At 37.9% G+C, this 15,482-nt stretch carries 16 protein-coding genes; 9 read left to right on the forward strand and 7 right to left on the reverse strand.

The annotated features are described in order from the left end of the window. Positions 1-95: 95 nt before the first annotated feature. Positions 96-746, reverse strand: coding sequence for a bifunctional phosphoribosyl-AMP cyclohydrolase/phosphoribosyl-ATP diphosphatase HisIE (gene hisIE, locus FJR09_RS11345; RefSeq protein WP_015083067.1), 651 nt, complete (start codon positions 744-746; stop codon positions 96-98). A gap of 137 nt (positions 747-883) precedes the next feature. Here hisIE and hemL point away from each other — a divergent pair, with 137 nt between their 5' ends. From hemL to FJR09_RS11370, 5 genes are all read left to right on the forward strand, one after another. Continuing rightward, on the forward strand, positions 884-2,182 hold the full coding sequence (gene hemL / locus FJR09_RS11350; RefSeq protein ID WP_168652588.1) for a glutamate-1-semialdehyde 2,1-aminomutase: 1,299 nt from the start codon (positions 884-886) through the stop codon (positions 2,180-2,182). Positions 2,183-2,808: 626 nt separating this feature from the next. Then, positions 2,809-4,005 carry an ABC exporter membrane fusion protein gene (locus FJR09_RS11355; RefSeq protein WP_015083065.1) on the forward strand — a complete coding sequence of 399 codons (1,197 nt, stop codon included), beginning with the start codon at positions 2,809-2,811 and terminating at the stop codon, positions 4,003-4,005. Positions 4,006-4,129: 124 nt separating this feature from the next. Beyond that, entirely contained in the window at positions 4,130-5,305 is a 1,176-nt protein-coding gene (gene devC, locus FJR09_RS11360) for an ABC transporter permease DevC (RefSeq protein ID WP_174782865.1), read from the forward strand. A 380-nt stretch (positions 5,306-5,685) separates the two neighbouring features. Beyond that, positions 5,686-6,189: a DUF4112 domain-containing protein gene (locus FJR09_RS11365; protein WP_168652587.1), complete on the forward strand. Its 504-nt coding sequence runs from the start codon at positions 5,686-5,688 to the stop codon at positions 6,187-6,189. Between the two features lie 16 nt (positions 6,190-6,205). Continuing rightward, positions 6,206-7,141 (forward strand): alpha/beta fold hydrolase, encoded by a 936-nt coding sequence (locus FJR09_RS11370; protein WP_015083061.1) that lies wholly within the window; start codon positions 6,206-6,208, stop codon positions 7,139-7,141. Here FJR09_RS11370 and FJR09_RS11375 read toward each other — a convergent pair. Further along, positions 7,138-7,938, reverse strand: a complete 801-nt coding sequence (locus tag FJR09_RS11375; RefSeq protein ID WP_015083060.1) for a transposase — start codon at positions 7,936-7,938, stop codon at positions 7,138-7,140. The two genes, FJR09_RS11370 and FJR09_RS11375, sit on opposite strands and share 4 nt — an antisense overlap. A gap of 11 nt (positions 7,939-7,949) precedes the next feature. On the opposite strand from FJR09_RS11375, the gene FJR09_RS11380 reads away from it, so the two are divergent. Continuing rightward, positions 7,950-8,399: a hypothetical protein gene (locus FJR09_RS11380; RefSeq protein ID WP_168654081.1), complete on the forward strand. Its 450-nt coding sequence runs from the start codon at positions 7,950-7,952 to the stop codon at positions 8,397-8,399. A 289-nt stretch (positions 8,400-8,688) separates the two neighbouring features. On the opposite strand, the gene FJR09_RS11385 is transcribed toward FJR09_RS11380, so the two are convergent. The 3 genes from FJR09_RS11385 to FJR09_RS11395 all read right to left on the reverse strand — a co-directional run bounded on the left by FJR09_RS11385 (position 8,689) and on the right by FJR09_RS11395 (position 11,624). Next, complete coding sequence (locus tag FJR09_RS11385) at positions 8,689-9,225, reverse strand: hypothetical protein (protein ID WP_015083058.1); 537 nt, start codon at positions 9,223-9,225, stop codon at positions 8,689-8,691. 69 nt (positions 9,226-9,294) lie between these two features. Then, the gene (locus tag FJR09_RS11390) at positions 9,295-10,356 is read right to left on the reverse strand and encodes a D-alanine--D-alanine ligase family protein (protein ID WP_015083057.1); all 1,062 of its coding nucleotides are present in this window, start codon (positions 10,354-10,356) and stop codon (positions 9,295-9,297) included. Positions 10,357-10,523: 167 nt separating this feature from the next. Beyond that, a complete protein-coding gene (locus FJR09_RS11395) occupies positions 10,524-11,624 on the reverse strand; it encodes a response regulator (protein ID WP_015083056.1) in 1,101 nt (366 codons plus the stop codon). A 239-nt stretch (positions 11,625-11,863) separates the two neighbouring features. Between FJR09_RS11395 and rpsB the strand changes: the two genes are divergently transcribed. Beyond that, the gene (rpsB, locus tag FJR09_RS11400) at positions 11,864-12,637 is read left to right on the forward strand and encodes a 30S ribosomal protein S2 (RefSeq protein ID WP_015083055.1); all 774 of its coding nucleotides are present in this window, start codon (positions 11,864-11,866) and stop codon (positions 12,635-12,637) included. 380 nt (positions 12,638-13,017) lie between these two features. After that, positions 13,018-13,962: a translation elongation factor Ts gene (tsf, locus tag FJR09_RS11405; RefSeq protein ID WP_015083054.1), complete on the forward strand. Its 945-nt coding sequence runs from the start codon at positions 13,018-13,020 to the stop codon at positions 13,960-13,962. A gap of 198 nt (positions 13,963-14,160) precedes the next feature. Here the strand turns inward: tsf and FJR09_RS11410 are convergent, their stop codons facing one another. Further along, positions 14,161-14,385 carry a hypothetical protein gene (locus FJR09_RS11410; RefSeq protein WP_254433098.1) on the reverse strand — a complete coding sequence of 75 codons (225 nt, stop codon included), beginning with the start codon at positions 14,383-14,385 and terminating at the stop codon, positions 14,161-14,163. A 24-nt stretch (positions 14,386-14,409) separates the two neighbouring features. On the opposite strand from FJR09_RS11410, the gene FJR09_RS11415 reads away from it, so the two are divergent. Continuing rightward, complete coding sequence (locus FJR09_RS11415; protein ID WP_015083052.1) at positions 14,410-15,246, forward strand: hypothetical protein; 837 nt, start codon at positions 14,410-14,412, stop codon at positions 15,244-15,246. A gap of 29 nt (positions 15,247-15,275) precedes the next feature. Here the strand turns inward: FJR09_RS11415 and FJR09_RS25180 are convergent, their stop codons facing one another. Further along, positions 15,276-15,431 carry a hypothetical protein gene (locus FJR09_RS25180; RefSeq protein ID WP_235082108.1) on the reverse strand — a complete coding sequence of 52 codons (156 nt, stop codon included), beginning with the start codon at positions 15,429-15,431 and terminating at the stop codon, positions 15,276-15,278. Between the last annotated feature and the right edge of the window lie 51 nt (positions 15,432-15,482).

Here is a 15,482-nt window from a genome sequence, read left to right on the forward strand (position 1 = left end):
AATGTTAACCATCAATCCTCTAAATCCTCAAATCCTGGTTATCCTGATATGGCTTGCACCACGCTACGCTATCAGACAATTATTCATAAATTAGCCTATTTCCTTCTTTCTTGCAACTTCCGATAAACTGCTTTTAAATCAACCTGATGATGCGCTAAGGCTACAAGAGTATGATAAAACAAATCTGCAACTTCACCAGCAATTCCATCGGCATCATCATCCTTGCAGGCCATGACTACCTCCGCGCTTTCCTCACCAATCTTTTTCAAGATCTTATTATCACCACCAGCCAATAACTTGCAGGTATAGGAATCTTCATTAGGATGATCGCGGCGATCGCAAATTACCGCAAACAATTGTGATAAACTATCCCCTGGTGGTGGTGTCACCGTGCCATCAACCTGGTGAAAACAACTACGTTCTCCAGTATGACAAGCTACATCACCCAACTGCTCCACCCCGATTAACAGAGCATCACTATCACAGTCATAACGAATAGTTTGTACCTTCTGAATATGTCCAGAAGTCGCGCCCTTGTGCCAAAATTCCTGCCGGGAACGACTCCAAAACCAAGTTTCCCCAGTGTCCAAAGTCCTTTGCAACGATTCCCGATTCATCCAAGCCATCATTAACACAGTTCCATCCAAATAATCTTGGATAATTGCCGGCACTAAACCCTTGTCATCGTAGCGAATTTTGTCCACAGGGATAGCAGATGAAAGCGATTTCAGTTCAGAAGAAGACATACCAGTTAATTTACAATAATTCTTTGACTCAAGATACCATTTTCAGCTAATCCCATACCAGAGAAATTCACAAGCAACTTTTCACCCTATCCTAAGATAGAAGCTCAATTTTAATCACCACCTCAGAGGAGATACCCTTGGTAAACACCACCATTAAAACCACAAAATCACAAGAAATCTTTGCTGCTGCTCAAAACCTGATGCCCGGAGGAGTCAGTTCTCCCGTTCGCGCTTTTAAATCCGTCGGTGGACAACCCATCGTATTTGATCGTGTGAATGGCGCTTATATTTGGGATGTAGACGGCAACAAATACATTGACTATGTTGGGACTTGGGGCCCCGCTATTTGTGGTCATGCTCATCCAGAAGTCATATCCGCACTACACGCAGCCCTAGATAAAGGCACAAGTTTTGGCGCTCCCTGCGCTCTCGAAAACGTTTTAGCCGAAATGGTCATTGATGCCGTTCCTAGCGTCGAAATGGTCAGATTCGTTAACTCTGGCACAGAAGCTTGTATGGCGGTATTACGCCTGATGCGAGCCTTTACAAATCGAGAAAAATTGATCAAATTTGAAGGCTGCTATCACGGACACGCAGATATGTTCCTGGTCAAAGCCGGTTCTGGTGTTGCTACCCTGGGTTTACCTGACTCCCCAGGAGTACCAAAATCCGTCACAGCCAACACCTTAACCGCGCCTTTCAATGATTTGGAAGCCGTAAAAGCCTTATTTGAACAAAACCCCCACGAAATCGCCGGAGTCATTCTTGAACCCGTAGTTGGTAACGCTGGTTTTATTACCCCTGATGCTGGTTTCCTAGAAGGACTACGGGAACTTACTCAAGAATATGGGGCATTATTAGTATTTGATGAAGTCATGACAGGCTTCCGCATTGCCTACGGTGGCGCACAAGCTAAATTTGGTGTTACCCCCGACTTAACTACAATGGGTAAAGTCATTGGTGGTGGTTTACCCGTTGGTGCTTACGGTGGTCGTCGTGAGATTATGTCAATGGTTGCCCCCGCAGGCCCAGTTTATCAAGCTGGAACTCTTTCCGGTAATCCTTTAGCCATGACAGCAGGAATTAAAACCCTGGAACTACTCAGCAAACCCGGTACTTATGAGTATTTAGAAAAAATTACCAAACAGTTAGCTGATGGATTGCTAAAAATCTGTGCAGATACGGGTCATGCTGCCTGTGGTGGTCATATTAGTGCCATGTTTGGGCTATTCTTTACCGCTGGACCTGTGCATAACTATGAAGATGCCAAAAAGGCTGATACAGCTAAATTTGGTCGTTTCCATCGCGGAATGTTAGAGCATGGTATTTACCTAGCCCCATCTCAATTTGAAGCTGGTTTTACTTCTTTAGCACATACTTCCGAAGATATTGAACAGACATTAGCTGCTGCTAAAGAGGTGCTATCTAGTTTGTAAATAGGTAAGAGGCAAGAGGCAAAAGTAAAGATAAATTTCTTTCCTGTTCTCTTTTCCCTTTTAAGCTGTTACGCAGCTAAATTTGATAACCCTAATTTAGTAGGGATAATTCATGAATTACCCCTACTAGAGTTATAAAAATTAAATGCACTACAGCTTACCTCTGATAATTTTGGGAAATATTTAACAAAGTTTTCCGACAATAACTAAGTATAAATTTCGATTTTTCTTAATAATTTAATATTATTGTCATTAGCCTCGTTATTAATTATATTCGTGCTAAGTAGGTGAACGGCAAAAAACCGTAATATGTAACGAAAAGTAAAATCGCCCAAACCCTCTTCACTCTTGCCTCTTGCCTAGTGCCATAACGACGATTTTCAATGCTAACCTACTTATTTTTATTAAAACTGTCATTGGTTAACCATCTGACTTTCTATTCTGGCATATCATCTCTAAATGTTCGTTTCTGTCAAAAATCTAGAATTGATTTGTCATCTGTAATGCAATAAATTGACTAAACCGATTTTGTCTAGATCTACATTTTTAGGTTTTCCAGGATTACGTTTTCTACCTCATATTTTTCATTAACTAATTTTGAAACAGCACTGAAAAGGTATGCAGTTGTGCAAAACCACAAGCTACAAGGTTCATTATCTTCTCAGTCTATTCTCCGATTAGCTATAGCTATTGCTATGCTGGCATCTTTATCTGTGGCTAGTATTAGTGTTTTTATTGTCCTAAAATTTCGGGATATAGATAATCAAAAATTAGCAACTGCTGCGATCGCAATACCAGAGATAAAAACAGTCACAGCCCTAGGTAGAATTGAACCAGAGGGGGAAGTAATTAAATTATCAGCACCTGTATCTGGAGAAGGAAGTCGAGTCGAAAAGATATTAATTCAGGAGGGAGATATGGTCAAAGTAGGACAGGCAATTGCTATTTTAGATAATAGCGATCGCTTGCAAGCAGAATTAACCCAAGCGCAAGCAGAAGTGAGGATAATTCAATCTAAAATAGCTCAAATTCAAGCAGGTGTTAAACAAGGAGAAATTACGGCTCAAAAAGCGATAATTGACAGATTAGCTGTAGAAAGTCAAGGTGATATTGATACTCAAAAAGCAACTATAGAAAAATTCCAGGCAGAATTACTCAATGCTGAATCTGAAAATAAACGTTATCAAGAATTATATACAGAAGGGGCAATTTCTGCGTCTCAAAGAGATAGTAAAAGCTTGAATGTAGAAACGGCTAAAAAAAGTCTTGAAGCGGCACAATCACAATTAAAAAAACTGGAATTAAGTAGCCAACAACGAAAAAAGGAAGCTTCAGCAACACTAGATCAGATTTCTGAAGTTAGGAAAGTAGATGTAGAAGCTGCAATAGCCGAATTAAATCGGGCAGAAGTATTAGTGAAAAAAGCTACTATTAATCTCCAGAAAGCTTATGTAAAATCTCCTCAAAATGGACAAGTATTTGAAATCCATACCCACCCAGGAGAATTGATTACTAATAATGGCATTGCTGACATTGGTAAAACCAGTCAAATGTATGTAGTTGCTGAAGTTTACGAAAGTGATATTACCAAAATTCTTCAAGGTAAACAGGTGCGAATAGTTGGTGATATTTTTCCTCAAGAATTGCAAGGAAAAGTAGAAAGAATCGGTTTACATGTAAGCAAGCAAAATCTCACTAATACAGATCCTTCTAGCAATATTGATAACAGAATAGTCAAGGTTCATATCCGACTAAATACAGCTTCCAGTCAGCAAGCAGCTAAATTTACTAATATGCAAGTTAAGGTAATTATTAGTCTTTAGTCAGTTGTCAGTTGTCAGTAGGGGCGAAGCATTTGGAAGATAAATTATCGGTCATTGCCAAAAATAGTTCTCCAAATGCTTCGCCCGTACAGTTGTTAGTTGTTAGTTGTCAATTATCATTCCTATGATTAGTATTTTTCAACAATTTCGACGACGAACTCCTTTGGGTTGGTTGCAACTTACTCATGAAAAAAGTCGTTTATTCGTAGCAATATCAGGTATTGCTTTCGCTGATATTCTTATGTTTATGCAGTCAGGCTTTCAAACTGCTTTATATGACAGCAATACTAGATTACATCGCAGTTTACAAGCTGATATTATTCTCATTAGTCCCCAAGCCCGTAGTTTACAAAGTATGTCTATTTTTTCCCGGAGACGACTTTATCAAGCAATGGATATACCGGGGGTGAAATCGGCTGAAGCTATGTATTGCAATCATATTATTTGGAAGAATCCCCAAACACATTTGGAAACCGGAGTTTTAATTATTGGGATAAATCCAGATCAACCAGCTTTTGATTTACCAGAAATTAATCAACAATTACAGAAGATTAAATTACCAAATACAGTTTTATTTGATCGGGCAGCCAGAGGAGAATATCAACAAGCAATAAAGAAAATTCAAGAAGGTAAAACTGTCACAACTGAAATTAATGGTAGCACAATTACTATTGGTGGTTTATTTAAACTTGGTGCTTCCTTTGCCGCTGACGGTAGTTTAATTACCAGTGCAAATAACTTCTCCCAAATCTTTGCCAGGCAGCCTACAAGTAGTGTGAACATCGGTTTAGTTAAAATCAAGCCAGGTTATAAAACTGACCAAGTTGTTGCCCAATTAAAGGCTTATTTGAAAGATGATATTAAGGTTCTCACTCATCAGGAATTTATTGAATTTGAAAATAACTTTTGGAGTAGCAATTCTCCCATTGGGTTTATTTTTAATCTCGGTGTATCAATGGGATTTGTGGTTGGAGTAATTATTGTTTATCAAGTTCTTTCCACAGATGTTAACGCCCATTTGCGAGAATATGCAACTTTTAAAGCCATCGGATATCGTCATTTTTATTTACTAACTATTATTTTTGAAGAAGCTTTAATTTTAGCAGCTTTGGGATTTTTCCCAGGGGTAGCCGTATCTTTAGGACTTTATCAGCTAACCCGAACAGCGACAAATTTGCCCATGTATATGACCATAATTCGTGGTTTACAAGTGCTATTATTAACTATAATTATGTGTGCTATTTCCGGAGTAATTGCTACTAATAAACTCCAATCTGCTGATCCTGCGGATATGTTTTAATTGCTAGTTTACTTGCTTTCGTATTGGCAGCGCATTATTATACTTAAATTTCCCAAGTTATCTTGTTTTGGGTGGCATTTGTTCTGACTTGACCATTTGGGGCAACACTGGGGGATATTCTCACCAAACAACATGAGAAAAGCGGACTCGGTTATGCTACTATTGGCTCGTCTATAGTTAATATAGCTGTATTATGGTACTTAATTAGACATTTTTCTAAACATTAATTAAGCAAAAATACTGATAACATAAACCGATTCGACAATTATCAAAGAATAGTTAATCTAGCTACAATTTTATCAAGCAAATATAAAAAAATTTTAGTTAGATAAATGAGATAATAGAAAAGTTGATCATCAAGTCATCGAAAATTATTAATAATGCCTAATTCTTCCGAACAGTTTTCAATTACACCTGATGCTTATGCACCTAGATTAAAGCGTCTACGTCAATTTAGTAAGGTATTAGATAATATAATTACCGTTCCCGGAACACAAGTAGGAATTGGTTTAGATCCTATTATTGGATTACTTCCCATAGGAGGTGATGCTTTAGGACTCATACTTTCCTTTTATATTATCATTGAAGCTGCACAATTAGGCGTACCTACAGCCACATTAGGCAGGATGGTAATGAATGTAATTGTTGATTCCTTAGTTGGGGCTATTCCCATGTTAGGAGACTTGTTTGATTTTGCGTGGAAAGCTAATAATTACAATATTATTTTATTGGAAGAATCTTTAAAATCTCCTCAGCAAAATCAAAAAGCAGATAAATCATTTATCCTCATTTTTACTGTGGGTTTATTTCTACTGGCTATTGTCTTAATATCCATCCCTGTGATATTACTAAGAATATTATGGCAAGTCTTCACTGGTAATTAAATTATCCTAGAAAATTATGAAAGATTGGTGGCAAGATAATTTTCCTCAAGGACGGCAATATCTCGTTATTCCTGATGCTCAAGGTTATCCAATTCAAATAGCTTATGGTGAAAAAGGTCGAGGTAAACCGCTAATTCTATTACATGGTTTAGGCAGTTGGAGTTATAATTGGCGACATAGTATTGAACCATTATCTCAACATTTTCGGGTAATTTGCTGTGATTTTAAAGGTTTTGGTTTTTCCGAAAAGCCTGTATCTCGTCGAGAAGAAAATGGACATCAAATTATTGAATTAAAACGCATTATTCAAGCTTTATGTGATGAACCACCCATAATAGTAGCAGAATCTATAGGAGCATTAATTTCTTTAGGATTAGCTGGTAAAAATCCTGATTTAATCGGACGTTTAGTAGTAATTAATGCCCCTATTTTTACAGAAAGCTTACCTCATTGGTCTATGGGTTTACTGGCACAAACACCAATAGAGATTATCCATGCAGTTGATAATTTACGTCTCGCATATTGGTTTGCACCTTTAGTCAGAGAAGTTATGGGAACAGAAAGACGGAAGGTATTGTATGATCCTTCCCTGTTAACAGAGGAAGATATTTACTGGATTACTTACCCATTTATTGAAATTCCGGGAACTTTGGTAAAAGTTGCGGAAGATTTACAAATTGCTGCTCAAGAAATTGAGAGTTTGCGAACAAATCAGCCAAGTATGTTGAGTAATATTCAAAAAAATCTCAAAAATATTGAATGTCCAACTTTGGTATTATGGGGAGATCAAGATAGTTGGTTTCCTGCTAGTCATGGGGAAAAACTACATCAACATCTTCCCAATTCTCGGTTACAAATTTTGCAAAATTGCTATCATGATGCCTCAACTGGTTCTTCTACTGTTGTGAATGCCGCAATTTTGGAGTTTTTAAAAGATACCAATTTCTTTTAAATAAATCTGATTGGATTTTTATTAGATAATAATTGCATTGTCTGAAAATTAGCAGGATTTTCCTGATCTTTTACCCAATTTATCGGATTGTTGACAATGTATTCACGAATATTATTTAATGCTTCTTCATTGCGGATAATATGTTCATAATAATTACGCTGCCAAATTACATTTCCTTTAGCTTTATTCATCCGATTAATTTGGCGTGTAGAAACTGATTTATAATTTTGAGTTATTGCCGCCAAAGATTGTGGTTTTGTCCCATTAATTTTAACTGTTTCACCCGTATAGACTGTAGGGGCGAAGCATTGGCTTGATAAATTTTGTTGTTGTGAAAAATCTTGATTTGCCAATGCTTCGCCCGCCACCTCAGAAAACGATTGTGAAAAATCTTGATCTGCCAATGCTTCGCCCGCCACCTCAGAAAACAATTGTGAAAAATCTTGATTTGCCAATGCTTCGCCCACCACCTCAGAAAACAATTGTGAAAAATCTTGATTTGCCAATGCTTCGCCCACCACCTCAGAACTATCAATGATAATAATCCCATGTAAATGATTGGGCATGATCACAAATTCATCTAACTCGACATTTTTAAAATATCGAGGAATAGATAACCAAGAACCCCTTGCTATCTCGCCATTTGTATTTAATTTTATTTCACCATCTACAATTTCACCAAATAAACAATTACGTTGATGGGTGCAAATGGTGACAAAATATGCTCCCTGTTGAGTATAGTCGTATCCTTTTAATCGGATGGAACGACGGTGGTGAATATTGGAATTGTAGGGCATAAATTTAATAGATGGATTTCTTTGTCATTTTTATGGGAAAGGGTGAAGCATTCGCCAATATAGTTTATCTGTTTGTTCCATATTTTTCTCGTGGAAAGGGTGAAGCATTCGCCAATATAGTTTATCTGTTTGCTCCATATTTTTCTCGTGGAAAGGGTGAAGCATTCGCCAATATAGTTTATCTGTTTGTTCCATATTTTTCTCGTGGGAAGGGTGAAGCATTCACCAATATAGTTTATCTGTTTGTTCCATATTTTTCTCGTGGGAAGGGTGAAGCATTCGCCAATATAGTTTATCTGTTTGTTCCATATTTTTCTCGTGCGAATGCTTCACCCCTACACAAAATAAAAAGAGAGTGGGAGGAGGCATACCAAAAGCCTGAAATCTCCCACTCTACATTTACTGCTGTAGCGTTTAGAAATATATACAAATACTGTCAAGTCATTGGGGGGGTAATGTAGCAAAAACAGTATCTATATGCGGTTAATATTCCCATTGCAGCAAATGTCAAACCTGATTATTGTTATTATTTTCGACTCCATCAATGGTCAATCAATTATTTGTAAATCATTGTTATTTATGCTTGAAAAATGTTAGCATAAACTCTGGTACTGCATGAAAAAAATCAATATGTAGTAGCCTCTAATAGCCACAATATTGAATTTGTTTATCTTGCATCAATGTAACTTAGGTAATTAAAACTTGGTTGCCAAGTTGGCACTTTCTTAAAAATCTTGTGTTTACAAGTTTCTAGAGGAATCGTGAATCTTGTCTGTCTCTGACAAATTCCGCATTGGTATTGAGGGGATAGATTTTCTCTGGTGGCGAAATTATGAGCAAATTTTTGCTGTCAGATGGAAAATTTGGGGATTTATGACGTTTCTGCGAGGACAATTTTTGACTATTGCGAGTGCGTTGAATAGCTTTTGTGCCTTCTCTTGAGTTTTGCAGTAGGTAGAAAATTACAAAAGAACCACTAGAACAGCAGAAGATAACTGCAATTATCAACCATAAAGGTAGAGGATTACTCGGATCGGAAAATGTGGAAATGGTTGATTGTACAGGGATAAGTGCGGTTTCTTTTTGTTCTTTTTGTGGTACATAGCTAATATAACTCAGTTGATGATATGCAAAAATTGCAACTCCTATAGGAATTAGGAACAAACTCAAGAACCAGATCCCAGGGTACTTTCTCACTAGATTGACGAGAATTTTTCTAGGATCTTTATTTTTTTTAACCTCTTGCTCATTATCCATCACGTTAATCACATCAATCACGCAAATCATTGTTTAGACAAGAGGAAAATATTTATTTTCCCCCTTTACCTAATCCGCTATCTTCTCTCCCTAATCCCCTTAATTAATTGGAGAATGTCTTGAAATTGCTAGTAGAATTAACTGATCTACTAATTTGGCAAAGGGTATATCCGTATTAGCCCAGAGTTGGGGATACATACTTGTAGAGGTAAAACCTGGAAAAGTATTAATTTCGTTGATGAAAATTTCTCCCGTAGCTTCCACATAAAAAAAGTCTACTCTGGATAACCCAGCCGCATCAACAGCCGCAAAAGCTTGTAAAGCCATATCTTGAATTTGTTGTGCTACCACCTCTGGTAAGTTTGCAGGAATGAATAAATCGGCTTTCCCTGGGGTATATTTAGTTTCGTAATCGTAAAAATCACTCTCAAAGGTAATTTCACCAATGACGGAAACTCTGGGGTTGTCGTTACCTAAAACTGCACATTCCACTTCCCTGGCCACAACTCCAGCTTCGACAATAATCCGTCTGTCATGGGTGGCTGCATTATCTAAAGCTGTTTCTAATTCTTGACGCGATCGCACTTTAGCAATTCCTACCGATGAACCTAGATTAGCAGGTTTGACAAAACAGGGATAGCCTAATGCAACTTCAATTTCATCACACAATTTGGGAAATACACAAGCATTTGACCAAACTTGCGCCCTCGTCACAGCTTTATATTTTACTTGAGGTAGTCCCGCTTGGGCAAAGGCCATTTTCATGGCAATTTTATCCATTCCCATTGCTGAACCCAATACCCCAGACCCAACAAAGGGAACTTGGGTTAAAGTCAATAAACCTTGAATTGTACCATCTTCGCCATTGGGACCGTGAAGAACGGGAAACCAAAGCTCAACTTGGGCAGTTTCGGGCGGGAATTGCCATAAATTAGGGGTTATGGAGGGGATTTCTTGGGGAACACCAGATGTTAAAACTTGTTGTGCAACTTCTCCTGCTTGCCAAACACCATCTTTTTGGATATAAAAAGCCAAAATTTCGTATTTATTAGCATTTTCCTCTAAACTGAGGGCTTGAGCGATCGCCCGTGCCGAAATTATTGAAACTTCATGTTCTCCAGAACGTCCACCAAACAGTAAACCCACCCGTAGCTTAGTCATTTTTTTCTATATCTCCACAAATCCACAATTTCCATTATAGGGAAAATGCCGAAAACCCTGACATCTTCTTCTGTTCCCTGTTCCCTTCCCAAAATGTTCGATATAGCTTTGAATATATTCTCAATGTTCTCTCTTGCTTTTCTAGTCAAGTCTATGACCAAAATTTCTTAAAATTTCGGCTGAGGAAGCACAATTCTCATAATAGTTTGCGCCCCATAGATACTCTCAATGGAAAACTCTCCTCCATGTAGTTCTACCAATCTTTTAGCAATTAATAATCCTAAACCAGAACCTTGTTGTTCATACATTTTACGTTCAAATTGGACATAAGCCCCAACATTATTAATTTGCTCCTGAGTCATACCACGTCCATAGTCAATTACAGACAAATGAAAGGCATTATTATGACTATTTCCGACAATCTTCACTGGTGTATTAGGCGGAGAAAATTTAAAGGCATTCGCAATTATTTCTTCAGTAATTTTAGCTATTTTTGCAGGAGATATTTGCGCCATACCATCTGAGATTTCAATCGTTAAATCAGCTTCTCTCCCAGCTTTTTTGGCAATTTTTAAAGCTACACTTTCAACTATTGATGTGACAAAAGTTTTAACTCCATTATTTCTCAGTGCTGCTACTTTTTCCGGGTTAGATGCTAATAACTCCAGGTCTGCATACATGATAAAATTCACAGTTAATCTATGCAAGCGTTGACCAGCTTTATGAATATGTTGTAGCATTTCTAATATTTCTGCCTGGTCAAATTCTCCATAGTTTGCCATCAATAATTCTGATATTCCTATAATATGATTGAGAGGAGTATTAATTTCATGGGGTAGTGAATTAGTAATACAACTGCGTAAATTATCCAATTTTTCCTGAGTTTTTTGCTCAAATATTGCTTGTTTATTCAGTCTGGTAGCGATCGCTTGCAATAATTGATTAGAATTAAAAGGCTTTGTTAAATAATCATCAGCACCAAGTTCCATCCCTTTACGTAAATCTGACCACTCTGATTTAGCAGTTAAGAAAATTATAGGAATTGTTGCAGTATCACTATGCTGACGCAGTTGAGTTAATACACCATAGCCATCTAACTCAGGCATCATTAAATCGCAAATTATCAAATCAGGATGTTTATCTTTAGCCAACTCTAAACCCTGTAACCCATTTTCTGCAACTAATGTATCAAAATCTGATAAGTGCAATATCTGCCTAAGATTGTTTCTGATTTGAACTTCATCTTCAATAATTAAAATCGTATTCATATAGTTTTTTATCGTAATCAAATGTTAACTATATTACTAAATTAGCATGATTTTTAGCTCTTTCAGTATCCTTAAAATAATGATACTGAAAATAAAAAATCCCAGTTCACCACAAAATTCAATATATTTGTGTTACCCTAGTACAGTTGTCTAAAATCCGCACATCTGGGAATTCGGGTGTTTCTTAAATTGAGAAATGCACCTAGATGGAGGTTTAACCCGAATAGGAGTAACAAAATATGCCAGTAGTTTCCTTGGCTCAAATGATGGAGTCAGGTGTTCACTTTGGTCACCAGACCAGACGTTGGAACCCTAAAATGGCTCCTTATATCTACACCTCACGAAATGGTGTACATATCATTGACTTGGTACAAACAGCCCAGTTGATGGATAACGCGTATAATTATATGCGGACCCAATCAGAGCAAGGTAAAAAATTCCTGTTTGTTGGCACTAAGCGCCAAGCAGCCGGAATTATTGCCCAAGAAGCCCTCCGTTGTGGTTCTCACTACATTAACCAACGTTGGTTGGGTGGAATGCTCACCAACTGGGCAACGATTAAAACCAGAGCCGAGCGTCTCAAAGATTTAGAGCGGAGAGAAGAAACCGGCGCACTGGATTTATTGCCAAAGAAAGAAGCCTCTATGCTGCGTCGGGAAATGACGAAGCTACAAAAATACTTGGGCGGCATTAAAAACATGAGGAAAGTTCCCGATATCGTGGTTATTGTTGACCAGAAGCGGGAATATAACGCAGTTCAAGAATGCGAAAAATTAGGTATTCCCATTGTTTCCATGTTGGATACAAATTGTGATCCAGACGTTGTGGATATTCCTATCCCAGCCAACGACGACGCAATCAGATCCATTAAGCTAATTGTTGGTAAATTAGCAGATGCTATCTACGAAGGCCGTCACGGTCAACTAGAAGCAGAAGAAGATTACGATGATTATGCTGACGAAGATTATGAATATGATGAAAGTGATAGCACTGAATCTGAAGGCGAAGCATAAGTAGTCTGGCAAACAAGTAGGGGTTTAGCAGCTCTCATTGGTGTCAACTTAGGCTAGGGATAACTTATTTGTTTGGCTGCAACATTCCCGCCCAGAACTTAAGTTCCGGTCTAAAAACTAAAGTGCGTTAAAACGCACTCTGGTTAACTCAAAATCAATAATTATCCTATTTACGCTAAAATAGTCGGTTTTAACCGACTTTAGCTTTTAGACAGGGAATTTATTCCCCGGCTTCAAGGGACTGCTTTACCCCTACATCCATACTACAGATTGGGATATTTTTTTTGATTGGAAGTCTCTTAAATGATTTTCAAATGAGTCCTGATCGTCTGATAATCTTGAATAATATTTGTATCTGTCAAGTTAAGAATTGAGGCAATATGGCGGAAATATCTGCGAAACTCGTCCAAGAGCTACGCCAAAAAACCGGTGCTGGCATGATGGACTGCAAAAAGGCACTGAAGGAAAATAATGGCGATGTCGAAGAATCCATAACCTGGCTACGGCAAAAAGGTATTGCTAAAGCTGACAAAGGAAGCGCTCGCATCGCCGCAGAAGGTCTAGTAGACACCTATATTCAAGCTGATGGACATATAGGTGTACTCATAGAGGTCAACTGCCAAACTGACTTTGTTGCCCGCAATGAAGCTTTTAAAGCCTTGGTTAAGAACTTGGCACAACAAGCTGCAACCACTGATAGTGTAGAGTCTTTATTGGCTCAACCCTATCTTGAAAAGTCCAGTGTCACTGTTGATGAATTCATCAAAGAAACAATTGCAACTCTTGGTGAAAATATTCAAGTTCGGCGCTTTGTGAATTTCTCTCTCACCACTGATACACCAGGAATAGCAGATAGCTATATTCATACTGGTGGTCGTGTTGGTGTATTATTGGAATTGACCGCTCAAAGTGCTTCAGCCGCTGCTAATGAAGAGTTCCAAAGTTTGGCTAAAAATGCAGCAATGCAAGTTGCCGCTTGTCCTAACGTTGAATACGTTAGCGTAGACCAAATCCCTGCCGAAATTGTCACTAAAGAAAAAGGCATCGAAATGGGTAAGGACGACTTAGGCAATAAACCAGAGAACATCAAAGAAAAGATTGTTCAAGGTAGAATTGATAAGCGCCTCAAAGAAATGACTTTACTAGATCAACCTTATATCCGTGATCAAAGTATTTCGGTAGAAGAATTGGTGAAACAAGTAAAATCCAAAGTTGGCGAAGAAATTCAAGTTAGTCGCTTTGTGCGTTATGTGCTAGGTGAAGGCATTGAAAAGAACGAAATGAGCTTTGCTGATGAAGTTGCTGCCCAAATGGGTGCTAAGTAATTTTGTTTTTAGTCAGTGGTCAGTTGTCAGTGGTCAGTTGTTAAGAATATATACTTAATAATTGGTTGTTGATTATGGACTTTTATTTTTGACTAATAACTATTCCCATTTACAGGCCAGCGCGTTCTGCGTGGCCTGTATTTTATTTAAATGATGATTATTTATTTAAAATCCGTATATTTGTACTACAGAAAGCAACTAACAACTGACAACTGACAACTGTACGGGCGAAGCATTTGGAGAACTATTTTTGGCAATGACCGATAATTTATCTTCCAAATGCTTCGCCCCTACTGACAACCGACAACCGACAACTGACAACTGTACGGGCGAAGCATTTGGAGAACTATTTTTGGCAATGACCGATAATTTATCTTCCAAATGCTTCGCCCCTACCGACAACTGACAACTGACAACTGACAACCGACAACTAATTAGCTTAAAGTTATGGCAAGAGCAATTGAACGGATAGAAAAAGACATTACTGAATTAAAAGAGGCGATTAGTGCGATCGCTCACGAACTCAATTTAGCCTATACTAAATATATAAATACCTTGGGATCAGCCTTACAAAAACAATTGATTTTGGCTAGTTATTACCTGTGTACCCAAGGATATCCTGATGAATTTCTGAACTTATCACTAAATCAACGGCAAAAATTACAACAAAGCCTTCGTAAATTAAGTCAACAAGCCGCTAAAGAATTAATTAGTTATATTCAACCTCCAGAAGTTACCCAAACAGAAGCAGTTGTAGAAATTGAGGAGGAAGAAGAAAACGAAGAAAACGAAGAAAACGAACAACAACCTCAAGCATTAGATCCTTCTAACCCCATAGAACTAGTTGAATGGCAACAAAATTTAGAAGAAGAGATTCAAGAAACTTTAAAAAAAGTCTCCCAATCAGCTAATATCTTCATCCAAAAAACAGGGGTTTTACCCAAAAAACTACCAGAACCGATTTTAGTCGCTGCCACCGCTGCTGCTGCTGCTTCAGAAGCTTCTAGTAATATGATACCCAGCCCTCCCAATTTATTAAACTTAGTCATAGAAATTCGTAATGAGGAAGATTCCGAAGATTCTAGCCTCACTCAGATTATGGCTATTCACTTACGACTAGGAGAAATAGAATTTGCTGAAGCAACACTATTGTCAGAACGCAAGGCAATTCGTAATATTTTAATGCAATTGAATAAACTCGGACGAGAATATCAAAAAAGACAACGAGAACTTAAAATTGCTGAAGCTGAAGCCGCTTGGCGTGCTAGTTGGTTTGAGGATTAGTACCGCAGGGCGGAATGAAAAATGCAAAATTAAAAATTAGAACCTGTATAGGTTATTGAAAATATATATCTATTAAAACTACATACTCCCTTGACAACTGACAACTGTACGGGCGAAGCATTTGGAGAACTATTTTTGGCAATGACCGATAATTTATCTTCCAAATGCTTCGCCCCTACTGACAACTAACAACTGTACGGGCGAAGCATTTGGAGAACTATTTTTGGCAATGACCG

The organism is Dolichospermum sp. UHCC 0406 (assembly GCF_009712025.1).
GTDB lineage: Bacteria > Cyanobacteriota > Cyanobacteriia > Cyanobacteriales > Nostocaceae > Dolichospermum > Dolichospermum lemmermannii.